The 26,825-nt window shown below is 70.6% G+C and carries 20 protein-coding genes; 7 read left to right on the forward strand and 13 right to left on the reverse strand.

Annotated features, from left to right (window positions below):
• Positions 1–16: 16 nt before the first annotated feature.
• Positions 17–1,045 (forward strand): alcohol dehydrogenase catalytic domain-containing protein, encoded by a 1,029-nt coding sequence (locus tag ACIBK0_RS44635; RefSeq protein WP_399093866.1) that lies wholly within the window; start codon positions 17–19, stop codon positions 1,043–1,045.
• Here ACIBK0_RS44635 and ACIBK0_RS44640 read toward each other — a convergent pair.
• On the reverse strand, positions 982–1,680 hold the full coding sequence (locus tag ACIBK0_RS44640; RefSeq protein ID WP_399093869.1) for a DUF2637 domain-containing protein: 699 nt from the start codon (positions 1,678–1,680) through the stop codon (positions 982–984). The two genes, ACIBK0_RS44635 and ACIBK0_RS44640, sit on opposite strands and share 64 nt — an antisense overlap.
• Positions 1,681–1,765: 85 nt before the next feature.
• Between ACIBK0_RS44640 and ACIBK0_RS44645 the strand changes: the two genes are divergently transcribed.
• The 3 genes from ACIBK0_RS44645 to ACIBK0_RS44655 all read left to right on the forward strand — a co-directional run bounded on the left by ACIBK0_RS44645 (position 1,766) and on the right by ACIBK0_RS44655 (position 5,522).
• Positions 1,766–3,157 (forward strand): serine/threonine-protein kinase, encoded by a 1,392-nt coding sequence (locus ACIBK0_RS44645; protein WP_399093872.1) that lies wholly within the window; start codon positions 1,766–1,768, stop codon positions 3,155–3,157.
• 123 nt (positions 3,158–3,280) lie between these two features.
• Positions 3,281–4,012, forward strand: coding sequence for a DUF4232 domain-containing protein (locus tag ACIBK0_RS44650; RefSeq protein ID WP_399093875.1), 732 nt, complete (start codon positions 3,281–3,283; stop codon positions 4,010–4,012).
• A 262-nt stretch (positions 4,013–4,274) separates the two neighbouring features.
• Positions 4,275–5,522 carry a hypothetical protein gene (locus ACIBK0_RS44655; protein WP_399093878.1) on the forward strand — a complete coding sequence of 416 codons (1,248 nt, stop codon included), beginning with the start codon at positions 4,275–4,277 and terminating at the stop codon, positions 5,520–5,522.
• A gap of 4 nt (positions 5,523–5,526) precedes the next feature.
• On the opposite strand, the gene ACIBK0_RS44660 is transcribed toward ACIBK0_RS44655, so the two are convergent.
• From ACIBK0_RS44660 to ACIBK0_RS44670, 3 genes are all read right to left on the reverse strand, one after another.
• Positions 5,527–7,461 carry a ricin-type beta-trefoil lectin domain protein gene (locus ACIBK0_RS44660; RefSeq protein ID WP_399093881.1) on the reverse strand — a complete coding sequence of 645 codons (1,935 nt, stop codon included), beginning with the start codon at positions 7,459–7,461 and terminating at the stop codon, positions 5,527–5,529.
• 538 nt (positions 7,462–7,999) lie between these two features.
• Complete coding sequence (locus ACIBK0_RS44665) at positions 8,000–8,968, reverse strand: aldo/keto reductase (protein WP_399093884.1); 969 nt, start codon at positions 8,966–8,968, stop codon at positions 8,000–8,002.
• Positions 8,969–9,047: 79 nt separating this feature from the next.
• Complete coding sequence (locus ACIBK0_RS44670; protein WP_399093887.1) at positions 9,048–9,821, reverse strand: nuclear transport factor 2 family protein; 774 nt, start codon at positions 9,819–9,821, stop codon at positions 9,048–9,050.
• 459 nt (positions 9,822–10,280) lie between these two features.
• Between ACIBK0_RS44670 and ACIBK0_RS44675 the strand changes: the two genes are divergently transcribed.
• Positions 10,281–11,324, forward strand: a complete 1,044-nt coding sequence (locus tag ACIBK0_RS44675) for an LLM class flavin-dependent oxidoreductase (protein WP_399093890.1) — start codon at positions 10,281–10,283, stop codon at positions 11,322–11,324.
• 64 nt (positions 11,325–11,388) lie between these two features.
• On the forward strand, positions 11,389–13,734 hold the full coding sequence (locus ACIBK0_RS44680; protein WP_399093893.1) for an ATP-binding cassette domain-containing protein: 2,346 nt from the start codon (positions 11,389–11,391) through the stop codon (positions 13,732–13,734).
• Positions 13,735–13,828: 94 nt separating this feature from the next.
• Here ACIBK0_RS44680 and ACIBK0_RS44685 read toward each other — a convergent pair whose 3' ends face one another.
• From ACIBK0_RS44685 to ACIBK0_RS44705, 5 genes are all read right to left on the reverse strand, one after another.
• Complete coding sequence (locus tag ACIBK0_RS44685; RefSeq protein ID WP_399093896.1) at positions 13,829–14,788, reverse strand: lysophospholipid acyltransferase family protein; 960 nt, start codon at positions 14,786–14,788, stop codon at positions 13,829–13,831.
• Positions 14,788–15,558: a GNAT family N-acetyltransferase gene (locus ACIBK0_RS44690; RefSeq protein ID WP_399093899.1), complete on the reverse strand. Its 771-nt coding sequence runs from the start codon at positions 15,556–15,558 to the stop codon at positions 14,788–14,790. Before ACIBK0_RS44690 ends, ACIBK0_RS44685 begins: the two co-directional genes overlap by 1 nt.
• 394 nt (positions 15,559–15,952) lie before the next feature.
• The gene (locus tag ACIBK0_RS44695) at positions 15,953–16,702 is read right to left on the reverse strand and encodes a succinate dehydrogenase/fumarate reductase iron-sulfur subunit (RefSeq protein ID WP_399093902.1); all 750 of its coding nucleotides are present in this window, start codon (positions 16,700–16,702) and stop codon (positions 15,953–15,955) included.
• On the reverse strand, positions 16,699–18,648 hold the full coding sequence (locus ACIBK0_RS44700; RefSeq protein WP_399093905.1) for a fumarate reductase/succinate dehydrogenase flavoprotein subunit: 1,950 nt from the start codon (positions 18,646–18,648) through the stop codon (positions 16,699–16,701). Before ACIBK0_RS44700 ends, ACIBK0_RS44695 begins: the two co-directional genes overlap by 4 nt.
• A gap of 1 nt (position 18,649) precedes the next feature.
• Positions 18,650–19,321: a succinate dehydrogenase gene (locus ACIBK0_RS44705; RefSeq protein WP_399093908.1), complete on the reverse strand. Its 672-nt coding sequence runs from the start codon at positions 19,319–19,321 to the stop codon at positions 18,650–18,652.
• Positions 19,322–19,442: 121 nt separating this feature from the next.
• Here ACIBK0_RS44705 and ACIBK0_RS44710 point away from each other — a divergent pair, with 121 nt between their 5' ends.
• A complete protein-coding gene (locus tag ACIBK0_RS44710; RefSeq protein WP_399093911.1) occupies positions 19,443–20,324 on the forward strand; it encodes a LysR family transcriptional regulator in 882 nt (293 codons plus the stop codon).
• Between the two features lie 20 nt (positions 20,325–20,344).
• On the opposite strand, the gene ACIBK0_RS44715 is transcribed toward ACIBK0_RS44710, so the two are convergent.
• The 4 genes from ACIBK0_RS44715 to ACIBK0_RS44730 all read right to left on the reverse strand — a co-directional run bounded on the left by ACIBK0_RS44715 (position 20,345) and on the right by ACIBK0_RS44730 (position 26,109).
• On the reverse strand, positions 20,345–21,124 hold the full coding sequence (locus ACIBK0_RS44715) for an oxidoreductase (RefSeq protein WP_399093914.1): 780 nt from the start codon (positions 21,122–21,124) through the stop codon (positions 20,345–20,347).
• A gap of 595 nt (positions 21,125–21,719) precedes the next feature.
• Positions 21,720–23,855: a putative bifunctional diguanylate cyclase/phosphodiesterase gene (locus tag ACIBK0_RS44720; RefSeq protein ID WP_399093917.1), complete on the reverse strand. Its 2,136-nt coding sequence runs from the start codon at positions 23,853–23,855 to the stop codon at positions 21,720–21,722.
• Positions 23,852–24,664 carry an SAM-dependent methyltransferase gene (locus ACIBK0_RS44725; RefSeq protein ID WP_399093920.1) on the reverse strand — a complete coding sequence of 271 codons (813 nt, stop codon included), beginning with the start codon at positions 24,662–24,664 and terminating at the stop codon, positions 23,852–23,854. Before ACIBK0_RS44725 ends, ACIBK0_RS44720 begins: the two co-directional genes overlap by 4 nt.
• A gap of 500 nt (positions 24,665–25,164) precedes the next feature.
• Complete coding sequence (locus ACIBK0_RS44730) at positions 25,165–26,109, reverse strand: SCO0930 family lipoprotein (protein WP_399093923.1); 945 nt, start codon at positions 26,107–26,109, stop codon at positions 25,165–25,167.
• Positions 26,110–26,825 lie beyond the last annotated feature (716 nt).

Here is a 26,825-nt window from a genome sequence, read left to right on the forward strand (position 1 = left end):
CGAGGGAGTAAGTACCATGCGAGCACTCGTCTACCACGGCCCCGAACAGACCTCCTGGGACACGGTCCGGGATCCTGCGATCGAGGAGGCGACCGACGCGCTCGTGCGTGTCGACGCGACCACCGTCTGCGGCAGTGACCTGCACATCCTGCGTGGAGACCTCCCCGAGGTAAAGCCCGGGACGGTTCTGGGCCATGAGGCCGTCGGCGAGGTGATGGAAGTCGGCCGCGGGGTCCAGGCCGTGCGCCCCGGGGATCAGGTGATCGTGTCGTCCGTCTCGGCCTGCGGCCACTGTCAGTTCTGCCGGGCCGGTAGGTGCGGACAGTGCAGCGAGGGCGGTGGATGGATCCTCGGGAATCTGATCAACGGCGCACAAGCCGAGTTCGTACGTGTGCCCTTCGCCGATCACTCCACCTACCGGCGGCCCGCGGGCCTGGCCCTCGATGACGCGGTACTGCTCGCGGAGGTTGTCCCCACCGCCTACGAGGTCGGGGTGCGCAACGGACACGTGGGCCCAGGAGACACCGTCGTCGTGGTGGGTGCGGGTCCCGTGGGGCTCGCCGCGGTCGTCACCGCGCGGATCTACTCGCCTCGCAGGATCATCGCGGTGGATCTGTCCCCTTCTCGGCTGGAAGCCGCCGTCCGCCTGGGTGCCGATGCCGCCGAACTGCCCGGACGGCTGATCGCCGACTTGTCCGAGGGCCCCGGAGCCGACGTGGTCATCGAGGCCGCCGGCGATCCGGACAGCTTCGTCCTGTGCACACGCGCGGTGCGCTCAGGAGGGCACATCGCCAACATCGGCATGCACGGCAAACCGGCCACGCTGCATCTTGAGGCTCTCTGGCGCAAGAACGTCACGATCAGCACGGGTCAGGTCGACGCCTCCTCCACGCCTTGGCTGCTCGACCTGGTGACATCGGGGCGCCTGCCCATCTCCCAGCTCGTCACCCACACCTTCAGCCTCGACCGGATGGGAGATGCCTACGAGGTCTTCGCCCACGGCACCGACACCGGCGCCCTCAAGGTCGTAGTGCATCGCGAGTAAGGCGCCCGGACCGAGAGCAGTCGTGAGCGGGGCTGGTCGGTCCCTCGGCCTGGACCGTCCCGACCTGCGACTCGCCCGGCGAGCAGTTCCCCCATCGCTGAATCGGAACGGGTCCGGTCATAGTCGACGAGATTCAGTGGCGCCCGGTGCGGTGTCCTTGTGGATCGTCTCCCAGTGACGCTCCTCCTCCCTGCGCCTGCCTCTGTCTCCGGAGTCGCCGAGCCCGGCCTGGACCGCGCGGTGACCGGCCCCGACCGAACGGGTCGCGGCACGCTGTGGGCATGCGTGAGGCCGGGGCGGCCCGCATTTCGCGGGCTCGGATCGCGCGGTGCGCAGTTTCGCTCCGTTTCACCGTGTCCGAGGAAGAACGCCATCCACGCCGACCAGCGTGCTCGGCCGCTGACGTGGCGGGTACGCTTCAACAACCCGACCGTTGCCAGGAGAAGCAGCCCGTCTACGGACAGCCACAGCGTGGCGCTCGTGGCATCCGCACCGCCCTGGAGAGCACATGCCCGCTGGTGAACACAGGAGGCGTACGCCGCCACGGACGCGACCAACGGGGCACAGCCACTCCGCACCCATGTCTCGACGTCAGCCGCACGAGGACGTTTCCTATGGGGCCTCTCAGCCTTCATCGGGCATCACCAGCGATGCGGCGACGCCACGCCACCTCGGCCGTAGTCGAAACCACCGGCTCACGGGCTCTTCGACGGGTTGTCCATGCTGAGGGAGCCCCTGGAGCGGATCGGCCGCTACCGTCTGGACCGGCGCCTGGGCGCCGGCGGCTTCGGCGTGGTCTGGCTCGCCCACGACGACGTGCTCGAGGCGGCCGTCGCGGTGAAAGTGCTGTCGGAGAACTGGGTCGACCACCTGGACATCCGGGAGCGCTTCCTCTCCGAGGCACGGCTGCTGCGCCGCGCCGACTCCAACCGGGTCGTCCAGGTGTACGACATCGGTGAACTGCCGGACGGCAGACCGTACTTCGTCATGGAGTACGCAGACGGGGGCACCCTCGCCGACCGGGTCGAGGCCGGACCGCTGCCCGTGGCCGAGGCCCTTCGGCTGACGGCCCTCGCGGCCCGGGGAGCTGCCGCGCTGCACGAGGCCGGCATCGTGCACCGGGACATCAAGCCGTCCAACGTGCTGCTGCGCACCTCGCCCGGCGGAGGCGACCGGGTGCTCCTCGCGGACCTCGGCCTGGCCAAGAGCCTGGCCCAGGCGTCCGGGCTCACCATGGCGGCGGGTTCCGCGGGCTACACGCCTCCCGAGCAGGCCGAGCCCGGGTCCGGGATCGACGCGCGGGCCGACGTGTACAGCCTGGGCGCCCTCGGCTACCACCTGGTCACCGGCTCGGTCCCCGGCCCGCCCGGCAAGGTCGTACGGCCCGACCGGCTCCGTACGGACCTGTCCCCCGACGTCCAGCGGGCGTTGCTGCGTGCCATGGAACCCGACCGGGAGCGGCGCTGGCCCACGGCGGCCGGTTTCGCCGCGGAGTTGGAGCGACTGGTCGAACCCGGCGCGGCCCCTCGGCCCCCTCGACCCCGCCGGCACCGACGGCGCGCGTTGATCACGGTGCTGGCCGCCGCCGTCGTGGCAGGCGCGGTGGGCATCACCGCCGCGATCGTGACGCGCGGGCCCGCCGCGAAGACCGTCCGGGTCGAGGACAGCACCGGCCGGGTCGCCGCCGAAGTACCCGCCGCGTGGGGCCACCAGCTCCGCGACTCCGGATGGAATCCGCACACCCTGGGCCTGAAGGAGACGAAGGAACCCGGTCTGGCGATAGCGGACGACCTCGCGAAGTGGCAGGACCTCGGCTCGCGCGTCAACGGAGCCTTCATCGGCCTGAGCGAGCAAGGCGACATCACGGCCTCGGTCCGCGCGATCGCGCACACCGGATGCCATTACGACGGCAGCCGCAGCTACGACGGCGCGCACTGGCACGGTCTGATACGCACCTGGAACGGCTGCCCGGGCAGCGACGGCACCCTCACGGAGGCGGGGCTCACTCCGGCGGGCGGCGCGGGGCAGCCTCAGGTGTACGTACAGATCCGCCAGGACGGCGGCAGTGACGCGACCGACCGCGTTCTCGGTTCGGTGCGAGTGGGAGCCTGACGGAACTCGCCCGCCGATTGCGTGAACTTTTCTCCGTCCCGGTGCATCGGAGAGTGATGACGGGGCACAACGCGCCGTGCGCACGTGTCAGGACACGTGCGGTGATTCTCAAGGAGTGGTGACATGGCGACCTTCCGGCGCGGCGCGGCGGACACGGACCGGCTCGACGCGGTTCCCGCATCCCGCACTTCGACTTTCGCCCGGCGGGCGGCGCTGCTCGCGGGCGTCGCGCTGCTCGGCCTGCTCACCGCCTGCGGTACCGACACCCCGCACAGTACGCCGCAGAAGCTGCCCGGCACCGCGGAGCCGGCCTCCGGTGAGCGGACCACGGACGCGGGTGCGAGCCCCACGGCCGACACGACCGGCAGTCCCGCCACGACCGGATCCGCCACGACCTCGGGTTCGGCTTCCGCGTCGTCCGGGAGCGGCTCGACCGGCACCCGCTGCCACACCTCCGAACTGCGCGCGTCGGTCGGCAACAACGACCCGGGCGCGGGGCAGGAGAACTTCCCGGTCGTCCTGACCAACAGCTCCGGACGCACCTGCACCCTGCGCGGCTACCCGGGCGCGGCTTTCATCGACGCGTCCGGCAAGCAGCTGGGGCCCGATCCGCAGCGCTCCTCGGGCACGCCGACCACGGTCACGCTGGCGCCCGGGCAGAGCGCGTGGGCAGGGCTCACGTTCTCCAACCCGGAGATCAGCGGGGCCCGTACGGCGACGCCCGCCTCGCTCCTCGTGACACCGCCCGACGAGAAGGACTCGCTCAAGGTGAAGTGGACCCAGGGCAAGGTGCCGGTGTCCGGCAACGCCTCGTCGGTGTCCTTGACGGTCGTCCGTGCGGGCACCGGCACCTGACCTCATCGCGCTCCCCGCACCCCCGCCCCGCCACCTGTCCCGCAGGTCGGCGGGGCTCTTTTGCGCCTGCGCGGCGACGGCCGCGCAGGTCGGCTGCGGTTTGTCACGGAACAGCAACACGTCCCGATTCCCGCGATCTTTTCCGGAACTCCCGCCCATCCAACCGGTCGACGTGCCCCCTCGGGCGGCGCGTCGACGGGGACGCGAGCTCCGGCCGCCCGGCCGCAGCCGTGCCGAGGAACCGAAGAACTGGGGAACGATCATGAGCGGCATCTCACGCAGGCGGCTGCTGACGGCGACCGCGTCGGCGGGCGCCCTGGGCGCGCTCTCCGCCTGCTCCGCCCAGGGCTGGTCCGTTGGGGGCGACAGTGCGGACGGGAAGCCCACGGCGCAGGCCCGGCCCACCAAGCTGATCGGCGACGGATCCACCGCCGACACCGGAGCCCAGCCCAGGCAGCCGAAGGCGGAGCGGCTGAAGCCGGGCGAGCGCCCGCCGCAGTTCGTGGTCTTCTCCTGGGACGGCGCGGGTGAACTGAGCAACCAGCTGTTCTCCCGCTTCCGCAAGGTGGCCGCCGACCACGGCGCCTCGATGACGTTCTTCCTGAGCGGCATTTACACCTTGCCCGAGTCGAAGAAGCACCTCTACAGCCCGCCGCAGCACCCCGTCGGCGCGTCCGCGATCGGCTACCTCGCCGACCGGCACATCCACGCCACCCTTCAGCAGGTGCGCGCGGCCTGGCTGGAGGGTCACGAGATAGGCACCCACTTCAACGGCCACTTCTGCGGCGCGAACGGGGTCCGCCGCTGGTCGGCCGCCGAGTGGCGCAGCGAGATCGACCAGGCGATGCGCTTCGTCACCGAGTGGAAGACCAACACCGGCTTCACCGACCTCGATCCGCTCCCGTTCGACTACCGCAAGGAGCTGATCGGCGGCCGCACCCCGTGCCTGGAGGGCCAGGCCGCCCTGCTGCCCACTGCCGCCGAGCTCGGCTGGAAATACGACGCCAGCTCTCCCGGCGGCCTCCAGATGTGGCCCGGAAAGGTGCAGGGCGGCCGCATCTGGGATTTCCCGCTCCAGTCGATTCCCTTCTCCGGCCACTCCTTCCAGGTCCTGTCGATGGACTACAACATGATGGCCAACCAGTCGAACGCGAACCCGCTCGGCGACCGCGCCCAGTTCGACACCTGGCGCGCCCAGGCCCGCGACACCTATCTCGCCGGTTTCCGCCGCGCCTATGAGAGCAATCGCGCGCCCTTCTTCGTCGGCAACCACTTCGAGCGGTGGAACGGCGGTATCTACATGGACGCCGTCGAGGAGGCCGTCGAACGGATCGCCGCCTACGACGACGTACGCATGGTCTCTTTCCGGCAGCTCGTGGAGTGGCTGGAGGCCCAGGACCCGGCGGTCCTGCGGAAGCTGCGCACACTCACCCCCGGACAGACGCCCCTCGGCGGCTGGGCGGAATTCCTGGGCGCGGCTCCTTCGCCGTCGGGCACCGCCCGGTCCTGACGACTCACCGGCGGCCGCCTTGCCCTCCCCCGTATCCGGGGCCGTAACCGCCGTACCCATCCCCGTAGCCATAGCCGGAGCCGTACTGCCCGTATCCCGGGCAGTAGTAATACGGGTAGTAGCAGTAGTCGTACGTGGGAGAAGTGGACGACGGAGTCGGCCCCGGTGCCTGCGGCGTCGCCGAAGGCTTGTGGGTGGTGGGCGACGACAGTGCCCTGGAAGCCTTTGGAGGGGCCGGAGTCGCGGGGGCCGTCGATGCACGGGTGGAGTCCCAATTGACCACCTCCATCTGGAGCGAGGGCGAGGAGGTGTCGAGGGTCCAGCGCTGGACCGTCTCGTCCTTGCGCGGTTTGAGGACGAGTGCCGCCCCGTGCTGGGCGGCGGCGGGTGCGAGAGCCAGGTCCTGGTTCCAGCGCGGCACCAGTGCGCCCTGGAGGGTGAAGTCGTAGCGCACGTTCTTGGTGCCCGGCTGCGACTCGCCCGAGCAGGGAGCCAGTTGGACCGAGTAGCCCAGGTGGGAGTCGAGGCAGAGGTCGGGGTCGGCCACGTCGCGCAGCAGCCCGTCCGCTTCGTACGACCACTGCTGGGCCGACTTCGAGGTGCACGAGGTGAGTTCGGTCTCCGCGCCCTTCGCCGGCTTCTTGCCGACGATGCCGATGCACAGCCCGGTCGCGGCGTTGCGCAGCCTGCCCCGCACGGTGCTGTTCGACGGGCCGCCGGACCCGATCCAGGACGGATTCGCGCCGGGGACCGTTCCCGAGCCGGAACTCGGCGCTTGCGAGGAGCCGGTGCCGTCGGCCGTGCCGCCCTCCCCGTCGGAGTTCGAACCGGCCGCCCACAGGACCAGCGGGACCAGGATGAGCGTGCTCACGATCAGCACGCCGAGGGTGACATTGCGGCGGTGCGGGGCGCGCCGGGGGGCCTTGTGCGACTTCGCCCTGTGTGTCGGCGGGCGGAATTCGGGCGACTGACCGCGTGGCGCGCTGTGGGCTCTTGGAGGGCGAGGGGGATTCGCGGGAAGGGGGAACTCTCCGTGCGGGTCGGCCGGTTGGGCTGTCGCGCCCCCGGTGGACTCGGACGATTGCGTCACCTCCACGATGGCGGTGGCGCGTCCCGGGCGGGACTCGAGATAGGCGCGGGCATTCCAGCCGAGCACGGCTTCGGCCAGCGGGAGGGCGAGTTGGCCGTTGAACTGGTTCAACTGGTCGGCGGTACGGCGGCAGTGTGCGCATCTGGCCATATGACCCCGCAGATCGGGGTCGAGGTCGGCACCGCCCCGCCGCAGTGACACATCCAGCATGCGGTGGTAGCGGCGGCACTCCTGCTCGGGGGCCAGTTCACGATGGATGTCCAGGCAGCCCTCGCGCAGGCGTTCGCGGGCCCGTCCCAGTTCTGCCGCGGCGTCCTCGACGGCGAGACCCAACAGGGCGGCGGGCACCTCCAGTTGTTCAGCCTCCGCCTCCGTGTGCCACAGCAGGCAGCGGGCGGATTCGGGGAGCCGCTGGAACGCCCGGGACAGCAGGCGTCTGCCCTCCGGCGGAAGAAGTCGCGCCGCGGCCCGGTCCTCGCGGTCCGAGTCGGCGAGCAGTCCGGGGTGGAGCAGCTCGCGCCGCTGGTCCATGAGCCACTCTGCGGCTATCCGGCGGACGGTGACCAGCAGGTGCGGCCGCCAGGCCGACGTCGGCCCGCTCTGCCGCAGCGATTCCCCGAACAGTCGGGTGAATGAGGCCGTGGTGAGCATTCCGGCGGGACCCACACCGTGGGTGCACAGGCGCGCGTAAGAGAAGACCGCTTCCCAGTGACGGTCCAGGAGTTCTCCGACGGGATAGTGCGCGGGCGTGTTCCGCGGGCTCCTCTTCAGGTCTGCCGCGAGCCGCTCATCCGAGACCTCGAACAAGTGAGCGGGGGTCGGGGAATGAGACAGGTCTGCGTCATTCACGTCCGCTTTCCTCCCAAAGGCAACACAGGAATTAGTCCATACCAATGGGTATGTAGCCCGCCCGGCGAAGCGGAGGGACTACCCATGGGGGGTTGCACCGCGAACGACCACCTCTGGCAGCTCTTTTGAAGCAAGGTACGAACGGGCGCACCGTATGCGCACAGTAGGAAGTTGAACGTTTGTCTGCACGCCGACAAGCCACACCTTTGCACAGGGCACGGAGCCGGAACAAGCGATCTCGCCCTTTTCCTTTTCGGTCCGCGAGCCCTGATATTGACAGAACGTCAACCAGGGGCACACGAATGAAATTAGGAATCCCGTCGCCCCCGCGAACCGCTACCGAACTCACCACATTGGGAGCGCTCTCGTCCGATCAGCCGAGCGCGCTGCCCGCCCGCCATTCCTCCCAGCTCATGTTCCAGCCGTTGAGGCCGTTGTCCGGCGACACGGTTTCGTCGTGGGAGTTGACCACCGCCACCACGTCACCAATGAGGAAGTCACGCGGGCCGCCGAAATGGCCGACGGGGCCTCCGGCGGATCAGTGACCGCTGATCGCCCGAGGCGTGTACGGCTGCTCCAGCTCCTCGATCTCCTTGTCCGTCAGCTCCAGTTCGAGGGAGGCGACCGCGTCCTCGACGTGGTGCGGCTTGGTGGCGCCGACGATGGGCGCGCTCACGGTGCTCTGGTGCAGCAGCCACGCGAGGGCGACCTGCGCGCGGGTCACCTGGCGCTGGGCGGCGATGCGGGCGACGGCGTCGACGATCTCGCGGTCGCCCTCCTGGTAGAGGTTCTTGCCGAACTCGTCCGTCGCGCTGCGCGCCGTGACCGTGTCCCAGTCACGGGTGAGGCGGCCGCGGGCGAGCGGGCTCCAGGGCAGTACACCGACACCCTGGTCCGCGCAGAGCGGCAGCATCTCGCGCTCCTCCTCGCGGTAGAGGAGGTTGTAGTGGTTCTGCATCGAGACGAACCGTGTCCAGCCGTTCAGCCGGGCCGTGTACTGCGCCTTGGAGAACTGCCAGGCGTACATCGAACTCGCCCCGATGTAACGGACCTTGCCCGCCTTCACCACATCGTGCAGGGCCTCCATCGTCTCCTCGACGGGAGTCGCGGGGTCGAAGCGGTGGATCTGGTAGAGGTCGACGTAGTCGGTGCCCAGTCGGCGCAGGCTGTTGTCGATCTCCGTCATGACCGCCTTGCGGGACAGGCCACGCCCGTTGGGGCCGTCGTGCATCGCGCCGTTCAGCTTGGTGGCGATGACGATCTCGTCGCGGCGCGCATGGCCGGCGAGCACCCGGCCCACGATCTCCTCGCTGGTGCCGTCGGAGTACACGTTCGCCGTGTCGAAAAAGTTGATCCCGGCCTCCAGCGCCTGGCGGATCAACGGCCGCGACGCCTCTTCGTCGAGGGTCCACTCGTGGACGCCTCGGTCGGGAAGGCCGAAACTCATGCAGCCCAGGCAGATCCGGGAGACATCCAGGCCCGTCGAACCGAGCTTCACGTACTGCATGCTCTCTCCTGCTCTCGCTGGCGGTGGGGTCGGGCACTCCGACGAGTTGATCCTTGCCCGCCACGGGCGGCGCGAAGCCCTACTCCACGGGGCCTTCCACGTCGTCGTACACGTGCACGGCCGTGATCAGGCCGTCGCCGCTCCGCGTGTAGACGGCCAGCCCCGCCTGCGGCGGCAGGTCGGCGTCGCCCCAGCGGTCGCAGATGTACTCGAACGCGCTCCGGGTGCCGTCGTCCGTGACCGTGCACAGCTTGAGCGGGATGCCGCCACCCGCGGAGAAGAAGCCCTTGTAGAAGTCGGACAGCACCGAGGTGCCGACGTGTCGGTAGGAGTCGCCGGACGGCTCACGGAAATAGCCGTCGGCCGCGAAGGCGGCGACGACGCCGGCCACGTCGCCCTCGCCGAGGGCCGCCTTGTAGGCGCCCACCACGTCCGCCGCATGCGCGTCCGGGTCGTACGGCAGCAGCGGGGAGCGCACGACGTGATGGCCGAGCAGCGGCCACCGGGAGTGGTAGATCCGTACGGGCAGCGCGGATGCCGGTTCCACGGCGACGCCGACGGGAAGGGCGACGCGCTTGCCGTCCGAACCGTTCAGGTGCGCCACCCATTCGCCCACGGCCCGATTCTCGGTGACCGTGATGGCGACCGGCTCGATGTCCACCCGCTGCTCCGCGCGCCATTTCTCCTGCTCGGCGAGCCAGGCGTCGAGCACGACCACGCCACTGATACGGCCCGCTTCCGGGTCGTCGAGTGCGACAGGGACGGTGGCCGCGATCGGGTCGCGCAGGCCTGCGGCGAGGTCGGCTGCGCCGAGTCGGTCGACGAGGTCGGCGATCTGCGGGATCCAGACCATGAGGGCTCCAGAGAAGTGTGCGGCGGTCCTCCTGGCATCGTGTGCCCGGACACAGCGGGGCGCGACCTCAGCGGCGTACGCCCGCGGAACCCGAGGCCCCGGGGCGGCTGCCCCGGGGGAGAGGCCGGTCACACCGGCTGACCGCCGAACGGGCAGTCCCTTGGTGCAGCGGACTGCACCACGGATTCGGGGGCTCAGTCCCTCGTGGCCGCGAGCCTGCGACGGGATCGTAGCGGGCGGAAGCGGGCCGGCGACCCTGTTCTGCGGCCGGCGGGGAGAGCGCGCCGTGTCACGCACAGCTGCGCCCTGCACACCGAACGGCTACGACGCCGGGAGCCATCTCCTTCGACAGCACCGGCTTGCCCGTCCCGGAACCCCGCTCGGATCATGGAAGCCGCGGAGGGATTCAGACGTTGACGCCTGAGACGTCAGAGACCAGCCAGTTGTTCCGGAGCAGCCATGTCGAACCAGCAGAGTCGCGACCCCCACCAGGCGCAGGGTTCCCGGGCGGAAGCGACGCGGTTCTCCGTACTCGACCGCTCGCGCACCCGCGAGGGGCACCGGATGACCGAGGCCCTGCGCGACACCGTGCGGCTGGCCCAGGATCTGGAGAAGCTCGGCTACCACCGGATCTGGGTCTCGGAGCACCACGGGGTGCCCGGCGTCGCCGGGTCCGCGCCCACCGTGCTGGCCGCCGCGGTCGCCGCCGCCACGCGGACGATCCGGGTCGGCACCGGCGGTGTCATGCTGCCGAACCACCAACCCCTCGTCGTGGCCGAGCAGTTCGGGGTGCTGGAGTCCCTGTTCCCGGGGCGGATCGACATGGGCCTGGGCCGTTCCGTCGGGTTCACGGACGGTGTGCGCAGTGCGCTCGGGCGGGACAAGGACGACGCCGAGGACTTCGCCGCCCAGCTCGACGAACTCCTCGGCTGGTTCCGCGGCACCTCCCCGACCGGCGTGCACGCGCGCCCCACGGAAGGTCTGACCGTGCCGCCCTTCGTGCTCGCCCTGGGCGAGGGCGCCACGATCGCGGCACGAGCGGGCCTGCCGATGGTCATCGGGGACCTCAGGAACCGGGAGAAGATGCGGCGCGGCATCGACCACTACCGCGCGACGTTCCGCCCGTCCGTCTGGGCTCGGGAGCCGTACGTCGTGGTCTCCGGCACCGTCGCGGTCGCCGCAAGCCCGCAGGAGGCCCGCCGTCTGCTACTCCCGGAGGCCTGGTCGATGGCGTACTCCCGCACGCACGGCACGTTCCCGCCGCTGCCGCCCGCCGAGCGCGTCGAGGCTCTCACCATGACCGCCAAGGAGCGCGGCTTCTACGAGGCCGGCCTGACCGGCCACATCGTGGGCACCGAGGATCAGGTCGCCCATGAGCTGGAGACACTGATCAAGGAGACCGGCGCCCAGGAGGTGCTGGTCACGACCAGTACGTACGACCGGGACGCCCTCCTGGACTCCTTCCGGGGACTCGCCCGGGTCGCGGGACTGACCACGACCTAGAATCGTGGGGTTTGCCCCGAGCCCACCGATGTCCAGGCCCCCGGCCCCCACAGGAGTCCCGCCGATGCCCAGCCCCCACGACTCGTACGTCCGCGTCCGGGGCGCCCGTGAGCACAACCTCCAGGGTGTGGACGTCGACATCCCGCGTGACGTCCTCGCGGTCTTCACCGGTGTCTCGGGCTCCGGAAAGTCGTCGCTGGCCTTCGGGACCATCTACGCGGAGGCCCAGCGGCGCTACTTCGAGTCGGTCGCCCCGTACGCGCGGCGGCTGATCCACCAGGTAGGGGCTCCGAAGGTCGGGGAGATCACCGGGCTGCCGCCCGCGGTCTCGCTTCAGCAGCGCCGCTCGGCACCCACCTCGCGCTCGTCCGTGGGTACGGTCACCAATCTCTCCAACTCGCTGCGCATGCTGTTCTCGCGGGCGGGCGACTATCCGGAGGGCGCCGAGCGGCTGGACTCCGACGCGTTCTCGCCCAATACGGCGGCCGGAGCCTGCCCCGAGTGTCATGGGCTCGGTCAAGTGCACCGCACGACCGAGGAGTCGCTGGTCCCGGATCCGTCACTGTCGATCCGTGAGGGGGCGATCGCCGCGTGGCCGGGCGCCTGGCAGGGCAAGAACCTGCGGGACATCCTCGACACGCTCGGGTACGACGTGGACCGGCCCTGGCGCGAGCTGCCCGCCGAGGAGCGGGCGTGGATCCTCTTCACGGACGAGCAGCCGGTGGTCACCGTCCATCCGGTGCGGGACGCCGAGCGGATCCAACGCCCTTACCAGGGTACGTACATGAGCGCACAGCGCTATGTCATGAAGACCTTCTCCGACACGAAGAGCGCGACGCTCAGGGCCAAGGCCGAGCGATTCCTCACCAGCGCTCCGTGTCCGGTGTGCGGCGGCAGCCGGCTGCGGCCCGAGGCGCTGGCGGTGACGTTCGCGGGACGGAACATCGCCGAGCTGGCCGCGTTGCCCCTGGCGGAGCTGGCCCGAATGCCGCACGGAACCACCGAGGCCGCCAGGATCCTCACAAAGGATCTCAGATCCCGTATCGCGCCCGTCGTCGAGCTCGGCCTCGGCTATCTCGGCCTGGACCGGGCGACTCCCACCCTCTCCGCGGGCGAACTCCAACGACTGCGTCTGGCAACGCAGTTGCGCTCCGGTCTCTTCGGTGTCGTGTACGTCCTGGACGAGCCGTCCGCCGGACTGCACCCGGCGGACACCGAGGCCCTGCTCACGGTCCTGGAGCGGTTGAAGTCGGCGGGGAACTCGGTGTTCGTCGTGGAGCACCATCTCGATGTCGTGCGCGGCGCCGACTGGCTCGTCGACGTCGGGCCGCTCGCCGGGGAGCACGGCGGGCGGGTGCTGCACAGCGGTCCGGTGGCGGAGCTCGCCGCGGTCGAGGAGTCGGCCACGGCGCGCTTCCTCTTCGACCGCTCCCCCGCTCCGGTACGCGAAGTCCGGTCGCCGCACGGCAAGTTGAAGATCGGGCCGGCCACCCGGCACAACCTGCGCGGGGTCACCGCCGAGTTCCCCCTCGGTGTGTTCACCGCGGTGACCGGGGTCTCCGGCTCCGGCAAGTCCACGCTGATCGGCGAGGTGACGGAGGACCTGGCGGGTGTCGGACGGCTGGTCTCCGTCGACCAGAAGCCCATCGGCCGTACCCCGCGCTCGAACCTGGCGACATACACCGGGCTCTTCGACGTCGTGCGCAGGGTCTTCGCCGCGACGGACGAGGCACGGCGGCGGGGCTACGGCGTCGGGCGGTTCTCCTTCAACGTCGCCGGCGGTCGCTGCGAGACCTGTCAGGGCGAGGGATTCGTCAGCGTGGAGCTGCTGTTCCTGCCCAGCACCTACGCGCCGTGCCCCGACTGCGCAGGGGCGCGCTACAACCCCGAGACACTCGAAGTGACGTACCGGGGACGCAACATCGCGCAGGTTCTGGACCTCACGGTGGAGGGGGCGGCGCGCTTCTTCGCCCGGACGGACACCCCGGCCGTCGCGCGCAGCCTCAGCACCCTCCTCGACGTGGGCCTCGGCTATCTGCGACTCGGTCAGCCGGCCACGGAGTTGTCCGGTGGCGAGGCCCAACGCATCAAGCTGGCCAGTGAGTTGCAGAGGGTGCGCCGCGGTCACACCTTCTATCTGCTCGACGAGCCGACGGCAGGGCTGCACCCGGCCGACGTCGAGGTGCTGATGCGCCAGCTGCACGGTCTGGTCGACGCGGGCCACACCGTCGTGGTCGTCGAGCACGACATGACGGTCGTCGCGGGCGCCGACTGGGTGATCGACCTGGGCCCGGGCGGGGGCGACGCGGGCGGGCGGATCGTCGCGGCGGGGCCTCCCTGCGAGGTGGCGCGGGCGCAGGGCAGCACGACGGCTCCGTATCTCGCCCGCGCGCTCGCTCCCGCCCCTTAGGGCCTGTCTTTCGGATCACGCCTGGGCCGCGGGGCCTGGCAGCGGCACGTGGGGCGTGCCGTGGGCTTGGACCGGCGTCACCCGAAAGACAGGCCTAGGCGGACATGACGTGCGGGTCGCCCGGCGCGTGCCGCCCGCCCTGTGCGGCATGGGCGAGACCGCGCCGGTCGATGTGATCGCCGGGTGCGAGCACGGGCAGCACCTCCACCTCCGCGACGAGCGCGCCGGCCGAGACGACCCGCCATACGGAGGCGAGCAGCGAGTCGCTCCCGACGAACGCGGGCGCGGTGCTCGCCGTGCCGTCGGCGAGGCGGTAGTGGATGCGCACCGGCTGGACGGGCACGTGGGCGTCGAGCGCCGCCTGGAAGACGGCCCGCCGGAAGTGTCCCTGGGCCCGGCCGCACCAGGTGCTGCCCTCGGGAAAGGCGACGACGGCCGCTCCGCCGCGCAGGGCGTCCGCGATCCGCTCCACCGTGCCGGGCAGGGCGCGAAGCCGGTCGCGTTCGATGAACAGGGTGCCGCCGCGGGCGGCCAGTGCGCCTGCCACGGGCCAGCCGCGGACCTCGGTCTTGGCGAGCATGCGCGCCGGGCGGACGGTGGCGAGCAGGGGGATGTCCAGCCACGAGATGTGGTTGGCGACGATCAGCAGTCCCCCGGTGGGCGCGGCGGCCCCGGTGAACCCCACCCGCACGCCGGTGGCACGGACCACGGACCGGCACCAGCGACGGATCCACCGGTCACGCGCCGTCGCCCGCAGCCGTCCCACGAGCGGGGTCAGCGCCACGCCGACGAGGACCAGTGCCAGGACCGCGACGAGCCGCGCCACGGCGCGCGGCACGGCGGCCCAGGACGCCGTGGAATCGACGCAGCTGAGCGGAGAGCAGGGCGCGGTGGGCAGCCACGCGCTGGTCGGCGGTGCGGGGCGAGCCGTGACGGGAGGCGGTGCCGCGGGGTCCGCGAGTACCGCCTCGCGCGGACCGGGAAGCGCCTCCCCGCCGAAGCGGGGGCGACGCATGACGGACAGGCGCGGCGCTCCGGTGCGAGGGGTGCTCATCAGGCCGGAACGAGCGAGAGGAAGTGCCGCAGATAGCGCGGGTTGACCCGACGCATCGACAGCAGCACGTACAGGTCGGCGACACCGAAGTCGGAGTCGTGGGCCGGCTGGCCGCACACCCAGGCGCCGAGGCGGAGGTAGCCGCGCAGCAGTGGGGGCAGCTCCGTGCGCGTGGGCCGGGCGACGCCCTCCGCGTTCCAGGGCAGCAGCGGACGTACGCGGAACTCCTCGGGCGCCAGGTGTTTCGCCCGGACGCGGTCCCAGGTCCCGGCCGCGAGCGCGCCGCCGTCGGCCAGCGGAATCGAGCAGCAGCCCGCGAGCCACTCGTGGCCGCCGTCGACCATGTACCGCGCTATCCCGGCCCAGATGAGGCCGATGACCGCGCCGTCGCGGTGGTCGGGGTGCACGCAGGAACGGCCCACCTCGACCAGTCCGGAGCGGATTGCCGCCAGCGGGCCGAGGTCGAACTCGCCCTCCGAGTACAGCCGTCCGGCGATGGCGGCCCGCTCCGGCGGCAGCAGCCGGTAGGTGCCGACGACCTGGCCGCTCACCGTGTCACGGACCAGCAGGTGGTCGCAGTACGCGTCGAAGGGGTCGATGTCGAGACCCGGCTGCGGGGTGGACAGGAGGGCTCCCATCTCTCCCGCGAAGACGTCGTGCCGCAGCCGCTGGGCCGCCCGCACGTCGGCCTCGTCACGGGCGAGGGAGACGGTGTAGCGGGTGGGGGCCACGGGCTGTGGGGGGCTGTCGAGGGTGGAAACGCCGGTCATGGCACTCTCCTGGTCACGGGCCGGTTCGGCGGTGCGGCGGCAGACCGTGTCGGTGCGGTCTGTGCGCTCCTGTTCTTCCGACGCCGGTTGACCTGTACGTGACCGTGGCCAGGAGGTGGGATGTGGGGATGTTGAATGCCGGGGGATCGGCGTCCGTCGGGCGCCACGCCAACGGCTGCACACCAGCCCCGGGGTGAACAACAGGCCGCCGGCCCGTTGGGCGGGTGCCTGGCGGGACCGGGGTGAGCACCACTTCCGGTCCCGCCCGTCCGCACCTTCTCGGCGAACGTTCTTCTGAAGGACGGCCCTGGCAGGAGCGCCCGAGGGGGCGCGGAGAACCGCGCGAGCGACCATGTCCGGCCCGCGGCCGGACCACCGCCCGACCGGTAGAGCGCTAGCGCTGCCCGGCCTTACGCGTGGCCCGCAGCCACTCCTTGTTCATGCTGGTGATGGAGAACAGCGGGATGCCCTTCGGGCAGGCGGTCGCGCACTCCCCGGTGAGCGTGCACCCACCGAACCCCTCCTCATCCATCTGCGCCACCATGTCGAGCACCCGGGTCTCCCGCTCGGGCGCGCCCTGCGGCAGCACGTTCAGATGGTTGACCTTCGCCGAGGTGAACAGCATCGCCGCGCCGTTCGGGCAGGCCGCCACGCAGGCGCCGCAGCCGATGCACTCGGCGTGCTCGAAGGCGAAGTCCGCGTCGGGCTTCGGCACCGGCGTCGCGTGCGCCTCGGGCGCCGCGCCGGTCGGGGCGGTGATGTAGCCGCCGGCCTGGATGATCCGGTCGAAGGCCGACCGGTCCACCACCAGGTCCTTCACGACCGGGAAGGCCGACGCCCGCCACGGCTCGATGTCGATCGTGTCGCCGTCCTGGAAGGACCGCATGTGCAGCTGGCAGGTGGTGGTGCGCTCGGGCCCGTGCGCGTCGCCGTTGATGACGAGGGAGCACGCGCCGCAGATGCCCTCGCGGCAGTCGTGGTCGAAGGCGACCGGGTCCTCGCCCTTGAGGATGAGCTCCTCGTTGAGGGTGTCGAGCATCTCCAGGAAGGACATGTCGGCCGAGATGTCGTCCACCTCGTATGTGGACATCGCTCCGTCGGCGTCGGCGTTCTTCTGTCGCCAGACGCGCAGGGTGAGCTTCATGCGTAGCTCCGCTGAGTGGGGTGGACGTACTCGAAGACCAGGTCTTCCTTGTGCAGGACGGGCGCGTCACCGGTGGCGGTGAACTCCCAGGCGGCCGCGTACGAGAACTCCTCGTCCTTGCGGGCGGCCTCGCCGTCCGGCGTCTGGGACTCCTCACGGAAGTGCCCGCCGCACGACTCGGACCGGTGCAGCGCGTCGAGGCACATGAGCTCGGCGAGCTCCAGATAGTCGACGATGCGGTTGGCCTTCTCCAGGGACTGGTTGAACTCCTCGCCCGTGCCCGGGACTTTGAGGCGCCGCCAGAACTCCTCGCGGATCTGCGGGATGCGCTCAAGCGCCTTGCGGAGCCCGGTCTCGGTGCGGGCCATGCCGCAGAACTCCCACATGAGTTCGCCGACTTCGCGGTGGAAGGAGTCGGGCGTGCGGTCGCCGTCGACGGCGAGGAGCAGCCGCAGCCGGTCCTCGGTCTCGGCCAACAGCTCCTGGACGGCGGGGTGTGCGTCGGTCACCTCACCGTGGTGCGGGTTGCGGGCGAGGTAGTCGTTGATCGTCGACGGCAGTACGAAGTAGCCGTCGGCCAGGCCCTGCATCAGGGCCGAGGCGCCGAGCCGGTTCGCGCCATGGTCCGAGAAGTTCGCCTCGCCGACCGCGAACAGGCCCGGGATGGTGGTCTGGAGGTCGTAGTCGACCCACAGTCCGCCCATCGTGTAGTGCACGGCGGGGTAGATCCGCATCGGGACCGAGTACGGGTCCTCGGCGGTGATCCGCGCGTACATGTCGAAGAGGTTGCCGTACTTCTCCTCGACCTTCGCCCTGCCCATCCGCCGGATCGCGTCGGCGAAGTCCAGGTAGACGCCCTGGCCTCCCGGGCCCACGCCCCTGCCCTCGTCGCAGACGTTCTTGGCGGCGCGGGAGGCGATGTCGCGGGGCACGAGGTTGCCGAAGGACGGGTAGATGCGCTCCAGGTAGTAGTCGCGCTCGTCCTCGGGGATCTCGTTCGGCGGGCGGGTGTCGCCCTGGGCCTTCGGGACCCAGATGCGGCCGTCGTTGCGCAGCGACTCGCTCATCAGCGTGAGCTTGGACTGGTGGTCACCGGTGCGCGGGATGCAGGTGGGGTGGATCTGGGTGAAGCAGGGGTTGGCGAAGTAGGCTCCGCGCCGGTGCGCCCGCCAGATCGCGGTGGCGTTGGAGTTCATGGCGTTCGTCGAGAGGTAGAAGACGTTGCCGTAACCGCCGCTGGCGAGGACCACCGCGTCCGCGTAGTACGTATCGATCTTCCCCGTGATCAGATCGCGGGCCACGATCCCGCGCGCCCGCCCGTCGACCACAATCAGGTCGAGCATCTCGGTCCGGGGGTGCATCTCGATGTTGCCCGCGGCGATCTGCCGGGACAGCGCCTGGTAGGCGCCGAGCAGCAGCTGCTGACCCGTCTGACCTCGGGCGTAGAACGTCCGTGACACCTGGACGCCGCCGAAGGAGCGGGTGTCGAGCAGACCGCCGTACTCGCGGGCGAAGGGCACGCCCTGCGCGACGCACTGGTCGATGATCTCCACCGAGATCTGCGCCAGCCGGTGAACGTTCGACTCGCGCGCCCTGAAGTCGCCGCCCTTGACGGTGTCGTAGAAGAGCCGGTGGATGGAGTCGCCGTCGTTGCGGTAGTTCTTCGCCGCGTTGATGCCGCCCTGAGCGGCGATCGAGTGGGCGCGGCGGGGCGAGTCCTGGTAGCAGAACTGAACGACGTGGTAGCCCTGTTCGGCGAGCGTGGCGCCGGCCGAGCCGCCCGCCAGGCCGGTGCCCACGACGATCACCGTGTGCTTGCGCCGGTTGGCGGGATTGACCAGCTTGGCCTCGAAGCGGCGGGTGTCCCAGCGCTCGTTGACCGGGCCGGCCGGGGCCTTGCCGTCGACGACCGGGTCCCCGGTCGCGTACTCGGTGTATGCGCTCATGTCAGCTCACCACTCCAGTCATGACACCGACGGGTACGCAGATGAAGCCCGCCGTCAGCACCAGCGCCAAGACGTTGGCGACGGTTTTGAGGGCGCGGTCGCGAGTGCGGCGGCCGGCGCCCAGGGTCTGTGCCGCGCTCCAGAAGCCGTGCCGGATGTGCAGGCCGAGCGCGAGCATCGCGACGATGTAGATGACGTTGCCGTACCAGGTGGAGAAGGTGTCCACGACGTTCTGGTACGGGTGGCCCTCCTGGAACCCGCCGGAGTGCACGGTGCCGGTCGTCAGGTCGAGGATGTGCCAGACGATGAACAGGCCGAGGATGATGCCGCCCCAGCGCATGGTGCGCGTGGCGTAGCTCGCCCGCGGCTTCTTGTGGACGTACTTGCTGGGGCGCGCCTTGATGTCGCGGCGGCTGAGCTGGTACGCGGAGACGGCGTGCGCGACGACGGCGACGACCAGCACCACGCGGATGAGCCACAGTGTCCACTCGTAGTGCATGAAGGGTTCGCCGACGGTGCGCAGCCAGTGCGCGTAGTGGTTGAACTCGCCCGCCCCGAAGTAGATCTTCAGATTGCCGATCATGTGGGCGACCAGGTACAGCACCATGATCAGTCCGCTGACGGCCATCACGGTCTTCTTGCCGACGGAGCTGTCCCACACGGTGCGTGCCATGGACGGCCGTCGGTCCGTCCGCGTTGCCAGAGCCATGTCACGGAACGCTAGGGCCCCAAGGGCCGATCGGTCCAAGACATGGTCCGGCTCGATTCCATAGCCGTGGGCTATCGTGGCTGATGTGCAGTTCCAACAGCTCCAGTACTTCGTGGCGGTCGCCGAGACCCGGCACTTCACCCGGGCCGCCGATCTGGTCCATGTCGCCCAGCCGTCCCTGTCCCAGCAGATCAAGGCACTGGAGCGGGAGCTGGGGGCGGATCTGTTCCTGCGGGCGCGCGGGAACATCACGCTGACGGACGCGGGCGAGGCGCTGCTGCCGCTGGCCCGGCGCATCCTGGCCGACGCGGACACGGCCCGGCACGAAGTGCAGGAATTGGCCCAGCTGCGCAGCGGCCGGGTCCGTCTGGGCGCGACCCCGAGCGTGTGCACCGGTCTGCTCCCGGACGTGTTGCGCGCCTTTCACGACCGCTATCCGGGTATCCGGCTGCTGATCGAGGAGGGCGGTTCGCACGATCTCGTACGAGAACTCGCACGCGGCGCCCTCGATCTCGCCCTGGTCGTCCTGCCCCTGCCCACGCCGTCCCCCGCGCTGACCACGGTGGAGCTGCTGCGCGAGGATTTGGTGATGGTGTCGTCACCGGACGCGGCCGCGCCTGGACGCGGCCGCACGGTACGGATCGCCGACCTGGAGGGCGAGCGTCTGGTCATGTTCCGGCACGGCTACGACCTGCGAGAACTGACCGTGGCCGCGTGCCGGGCCGAGGGCTTCGAACCCGACTTCGCCGTCGAGGGCGGCGAGATGGACGCCGTGCTGGGCTTCGTCCGGGCGGGGCTCGGCGTGGCCGTCGTCCCCCGTATGGTCGCGACCCGGTCCGGGCGGGGGCTGCGGGTGACACCGCTGGCCCGGCCCGGGCTGCACCGGACGATCGCGCTGGCGCATCGCAGCGATGTGGCTCCGCCGCGGGCTGCCCGGGAGCTGCAGCGGATGCTGCTGGAGCGCTGACCGCCGGCTCGGCCGGCTCGTCACCGGGTCGGGATGAAACCTCCATCGATGACCAGGTCGCTGCCGGTGATGTTGCGGGCGCGGTCGCCGGCGAGGAAGAGAACGAGTTCGGCGACCTCCTGCGACTGGGAGAAGCGGCCGGTGACCGTGGCGCCGGCGGCCCGTGCCACCACCTCGTCGGGGGTGATCCCTGCGGCGGCCGACACGGTCGCGGCCACTCCCTCGCCGCCCAGCCACAGCTCCGTCTCGACCGGGCCCGGACTGACGGTGTTGACGCGGATCCCCTGGGGGCCGACCTCCTTCGACAGCGCCTTGGAGAAGGCGACCAGGGCGGCCTTGCCCGCGCTGTAGTCGATCACCAGGGGGTCGGGCAGGGTGGCGTTGACCGAGGCGACCGTCACCACCGAGCCCCGGCCGGCCTGCAGCATCAGCGGCAGGGCGGCGCGGGTGACCCGTACGGCCGTCAGCAGGTTCAGATCGACGGTGCGTGCCCAGTCCTCGTCGGTGACCGAGAGGAAACCGCCGGTGCGGGCCGGGGCCGAGCCGACATTGTTGACCAGGACGTCGATCCGGCCGTCCGCCGCCGCCACGAGCTGTTCGGCGGCGTCGGGTTCGGTGAGGTCGACGGGCACCCAGGTGACGGTGCCCCGCTTGATCAGCGCGTCCAGGCCCGGCGAGGTGGTGCGTGATCCGGCGACCACCGTCGCCCCCGCCCCGGCCAGCGCCTCCACGACGGCGAGTCCGATGCCCTTGCTGGCGCCGGTCACGACCGCGGTCCTGCCCTGAAGTTCCGTGCTCATTCGTCTCGACTCCTTCGCTGCGGCACCCGGCCACCGGGCACCGATGGGATGTATGTCCCGTCAGGCGCGTGTTGCCTCGCGGCCGTGGATGTCCTGGTCGGCCCGCCACTGAAGGGCGTACTCGGCCACGGTCCGCCGGCCGTGGTCCACCACCAGCGAGTGGCCGGGGTCGGGGAACTGCTTGAGGTCGGTGACCGCCGTTGCGAATCGCCGTAGCGCTTGTACGCCGAGCGTGTCACCACGGCGGGGACGGTGGGGTCGGCCTGGCCGGAGATCATCAGGAGCGGTCCGCGTTGCCCGTGGCCACGGCGGCCGGGGAGCGACGGGCGAAGTTGGCGAACGCGGCCTGGAACAGCGGCCGGCCCGGCGAGGGAAGCGTCGGCCGCTCATGCAGCTCGTCGGACTCGGCGGGCGTCAGCGCGTTGCGAATCCGCAGCGGAACTCCTCCCGGCCGACGATCCGCTGCTCGTCCGCCATCCGTCGGCTCCTCCCCCGCGCGCCGCCCCGGTGCTCCGGCGCACTCCGACGCTGACAGGAGCCCGGACAGCGCAGCGGGGTGGCCTCCTTTCCAGGAGACCACGCCGCGCGCCGAGCCTCAGCCGGTCGCGTCCACCAGCGCCAGCTCATGCAGCCGCTCGGGCGGGCCCGGGCGGGCGTAGTACCAGCCCTGGGCCGTGTCGCAGCCCAGTATCCGCAACTGCTCGGCCTGGGCGCCCGTTTCCACACCCTCGACGGTGACCGCGAGGTCGAGGCTGTGGGCGAGGGAGACGATGCCCTCGACGATCTTCAGGTCGACCGGGTCCGCGGGGAACTGCTGCATGCCCCGGGTGAAGGAACGGTCCAGCTTGAGGATGCTGACCGGCAGCCGGCGCAGGTTGGCGAGGTTGGAGTAGCCCGTGCCGAAGTCGTCGAGGGCGATGTCCACGCCCATGTCGGCGAGGCGCCGCAGCGGCTTGAGGAGGTCGTCGTCGGCGCCGATCAGCGCGGACTCGGTGACCTCCAGGCACAGCGTGTCGGCGTCGAGCCCCTCACGCTCCAGGATGTCGACCGTGTCCTGGACCAGGCCGGGATGGGTCAGCTGGCAGGGCGACAGGTTGACGTTGATCCGCAGCGGGCCGGCGGTGGCGTGTCGTTCCTGCCACGCTCGGGCCTGGCGCACGGACTGCTCCAGGACCCAGCGGCCGAGCGGAACGATCAGCCCGGTGTGCTCGGCGAGCGGAATGAAGCGGTCGGGGCCGAGGACGCCGTGCTGCGGGTGCAGCCAGCGCACCAGCGCCTCGGCACCGCGCACGCTGCCGTCACCGAGGTGCACCAGCGGCTGGTACTCGATGAAGAACTCGCCCCGGTCCAGGGCAGCGGGCAGCGCGGTGGTGAGCCCGTGCCGGGTGATGGCACGGGCGTCGGCCTCGGGATCGGCGAGCTCGAAGCGGTTGCCGCCCGCGGACTTGGCCCGGTACATCGTGATGTCGGCGCTGCGCAGCACCTCGGCGGGGCCGCGCTCACCGGCCGGTCCCTCGACGATGCCGATGCTGCCCCGCACGGTCAGTTCGCGGCCGTCGATACGGACCGGGGTGATGAGGGCGTTCATGATGCGGTCGGCGAGCGCGTCGACCTCGCGCTCGGTGTCGGGGCCCGTCGTGAGCGCCACGAACTCGTCGCCGCCGAGCCGGGCGACCATCTCGCCGGGGGCGGTCGCGCAGGACTGCAGCCGGTCGGCGACCTCGACGAGCAGTCGGTCGCCGGCGGCGTGCCCGAGGCTGTCGTTGATGGTCTTGAAGCCGTCGAGGTCGAGGTAGCACAGGCCGAAGCGCTGGCCCTCACCCGCGGACAGCGCCTTCTCCAGGCGCTCGAAGAACAGGGTCCGGTTGGGCAGTCCGGTGAGCGCGTCGTGCGTGGCCTCGTAGCGCAGCCGCAGATTGAGCAGCCGCCGCTCGGTGGTGTCCTCCATCAGCGCGAGCTGGTACTGGGGTGCACCATCCGCGTCCCGCAGCAGTGAGACCGTCAGATTGGTCCACAGGGCGGTTCCGTCGGGACGGTAGAAGGCCTTTTCGACGTGGTAGTGCTCGCGCTCGCCGCGCACCAACTCCTCGTACAGGCGCCACACTTGAGGAGCGTCCTCGGGGTGCGTCCACTCGGGGACCTTGCGTCCGCGCATCGACTGCTCGGAGCCGCCGAACATACGCAGCAGGGCTCCGTTGACCTGCAGTATGTTGCCTTCGAGGTCGGCGATGCCGATCCCTATGGCCGCCCCCTCGAACACCGCGCGGAAGCGGGCCTCGCTGGCGTGCAGTGCCTCGGCCACCGCGCTGCGCGCGTTCAACGCCGCCTGGGAGATGGCCTCTTGCTCGGCAAGCGTCCGCTCGCGCAGCGCCTGGGCGAATCCGGCGGCCATGGCGTGCTGCAGCCGCGCCGACCGGGTCCGCAACGCCTCCTGGGGACCGTCCTCACCGCAGTAGAGCACCAGATACGCGTCCACGCAGTCGAGGGCGCGGCTGAGCGCCTCCGGGTCGGTGCAGTGCGCGGCGATGAGCGCGGCGCCGACCGCCTGGCCCTCGGCCGCGTCGAAGGTCCTGGCCCGCAGCGCGTCGCTCAACCGCTGGGCGAGCGGCACCAGTTGTTGCTCGAACTCGGGCCGGGTCAGCGACGTCGAGGTGACCGGGAAGACGGCCCGGCTCCAGATCGTCGCGAACCGGCGCAGTCTGTCCTCCGGCCCGTCCGGCTCGGCGGTCACGCCGTGCGCCCCACGCCGGCGAACCCGGAGAAGGAATAAGGATCCTCGTCCTCGAGTGCCGTGTCGGGCTGCCAGTTCGGCATCGGCACCAGTCCGGGTTCCACCATGTCGTACCCCTCGAAGAACCGCGCGATCTCCTCGCGCGAGCGCATGATCAGCGGGTTGCGGATGTTCTTGTAGACGTCCACTGCCCCCTCGGCCCGCTCCGGCGGGAGCGGAATTCCCTCGTAGGAGGCATGCGTGACGACGAGCAGGCTGCCCGGCGCGAGCGCGTCGCGCAGTTCCGCCACCGCTCCGTACGGGTCGTCCGCGTCCTCCACGAAGTGAAGTATGGCAACGAGAAGGAGGGCAATCGGCCGGTTCAGGTCGATCAGACGCTGAACCTGAGGGCTCGCCAGGATCTCCTGGGGCTTGAGGAGATCGGCGGCCACGACGTCCGCGTCCTCGTTGCTGCGCAGGACGGCCTGACTGTGCGCGACGGCCACCGGGTCGTGGTCGACGTACACGACGTGCGCGCCGGGCCTGGCCGCCTGGGCGACCTCGTGGACGTTTCCGAAGGTCGGGATGCCTGAACCGATGTCCAGGAACTGGGAGATGCCCTCGTCGGCCGCGAAGCGCACGGCGCGGCGCATGAACGCCCGGTTCGCCTGCATGATCTTGGGAAGTCCCGGCATGAACTCCATCGCCTTGCGTGCCGCTTCCCGGTCGACCTCGAAGTTGTGCGAACCGCCCAGGTAGTAGTCATACATACGGGACACGCTCGGCACCGAGATGTCAATGTTCCGGGGGGCCCAGGCGGGACGCTCCATCTATCTCTCCAAGGCGTAGTCGACGGCGTAGGCGATCCGGTGTTCGAGCTGAGGCTACTGATCGCCCGGCAAAGGAGCGAGCCAAAACGGAAATTGACCGTCCGTTCCCGGTCACTGCCTCCGGCAAGTGCCGAATTGACGCTCCACGAACGCCACCCGAACACGCCGCTCACCGTCCCTGCGAAATCGCTCCGAAGCATTCCAAAAAGCTCCGGGGAGTTACGAAGAGTGGCCACGGTATCCGCAGAGTCGCCAAGATCATTCACAGCTCAACAGTCACGGAACGGCAAGATCTTTTACTGTCCGGCAGTCCTGGCCGCCGAGGCCTTTCGCGTCAGGGCACGTCAAACGGTCCGCCCCCTCCGTGCGGTGCGGAGGGGGCGGACCCAAGGTCGCGCGCGTTGTTCCGTTCGTCCGGCACACTTGCCTGTCTGCGTCCCCTCCCTTCCGCGTTCCGTTGCTGTCTGGCGAGGCGAATCAACCCTGGGGAGGTGGATCCTCTACTCCGACGCGCCGACCGGCTTTCCGTCGGGCGAAACGGCGTACCACGTGCCGCCCACGCCCTGACCGTTGGTGTCCCCGGGAGCCGTGTCACCGGAGAAGGTGTAGATGGGCCAGCAGTTGACCGTCATCTGCTTGACGCCGTCCGGGCGGGTGAAGCCCATGAGGCCCTTCTTCTTGACGCCCTTGGTGTCATCCGCGGAGACCGGCGCGACCGCGGGCCACTTCTCCAGGCAGGCGCCGGTGCAGGCCGACTTCGAGACGGGCCAGGCCTGGTCCTTCATGAAGCGGTAGACGGTCATGCCGTTCTTGTCGACGACGATGTCACCGAGCTTCGGGTCCTTGCGGACCGACAGGCCGGGCAGGTCGGCCAGCGTCGCCTTCTTGCCATTGGGGGCCGAGGCGAACCAAGTACCGCCCACGCCCTGGCCGTTGGCGTCTCCGGCCTTGGTGTCCTTCGCGTACCGGTACATCGGCCAGCCGGCAATGGTCAGCTGCTTCGTGCCGTCCGACCGGGTGACCTCGCCAAGAAGCGTCTTGTCCACTCCGGTGGCGGCCTCGGCGCCCTCGGCGGGCACGGGCGGCCAGGCCTTCGCGCAGTCGCCGTCACAGCTCGACTTGGGCGGTTCGGCCGTGTCCTTGTCGAAGCGGTAGAGGGTGAATCCGGCACTGTCGGTCAGCACCTTGCCGAGCTTCGCACTTTCGGTAACAGCGAGCTGACCGGCGGATTCCGCCTGGGCCGCGGCGCTCTGCTGGGTCCCGGAATCGGCACCGTAGCCATTGCCGGGGCTCGTGCTCGATCCGTAATCACCGGCGGCCGCGGTGGCTCCCACGTTCTGGCTCCCCGTCGACTGGGCGCCCTGTTCCTGACCGCACGCCGTCGCGAGCGCCAGCACGGCCGCAGCTGTCGCCACGAGTGAGGCGCTCCGCCAGGAGGTCTTCATTGGTAACTCCCGCTGTTCGCATTGGTGTTGCAGCGCCCTGCTGCGCCGCGCATGGCCCTAGGTACGGGCGGGAGTGGCGGAAGTGTTCAATCGGCTCACAAATTTCTTTCCGAACCCTGTGACACGAACCGTGAGATTCGTACATGTGTGCGCACCCGCGGGCGCATCCTCGGCGATCCGTCAAACCGCCGGAAGGCGCACGTCCCCCCTTCGGGGGCAATCCCCGGGCACTGCGGCGTAGGCAGGCGCTGCGCGGCCCATGATCTTCGTCGTGCATGGACATAAACGGACCCGATCCGCCCTCGTCATACGGGTGTTGGCGCTGCTCGCACTCACCTGGATTCTCGTCGGCGCGCCGAGCGGTACGGCCATGGCCGACGCGTGCGCGTACGCCTCCACCGACCCTGACGGCGGCGGGACCACGGCGGTGGCCGTCGCGGGCAGCGGCGCGGTGGCGGTCGCCGGAGACACCACCTGGTGCCCCACACCACCACCGCCCTGTCCGACGCCCACGCCCACACCGACCCCTACGCCGACGCCCACCCCAAAGCCGACGCCGCCCCCCACACCCACGCACGCGCCGAAACCCGAACCGCCGCCTTCCCCCCCCCCCCCCCCCCCGGGGCCCCCCCCCCCCGCCCGCCCGCCCCCCCCCCCCCCCCCCCCCCCCGGCGCCGCCCCCCCCCCCCCCCCCCCCGAACCCCCCCCCCCCCCCC

The sequence above is a fragment of the Streptomyces sp. NPDC050564 genome (genome assembly GCF_044457265.1).
Taxonomy (GTDB): domain Bacteria; phylum Actinomycetota; class Actinomycetes; order Streptomycetales; family Streptomycetaceae; genus Streptomyces.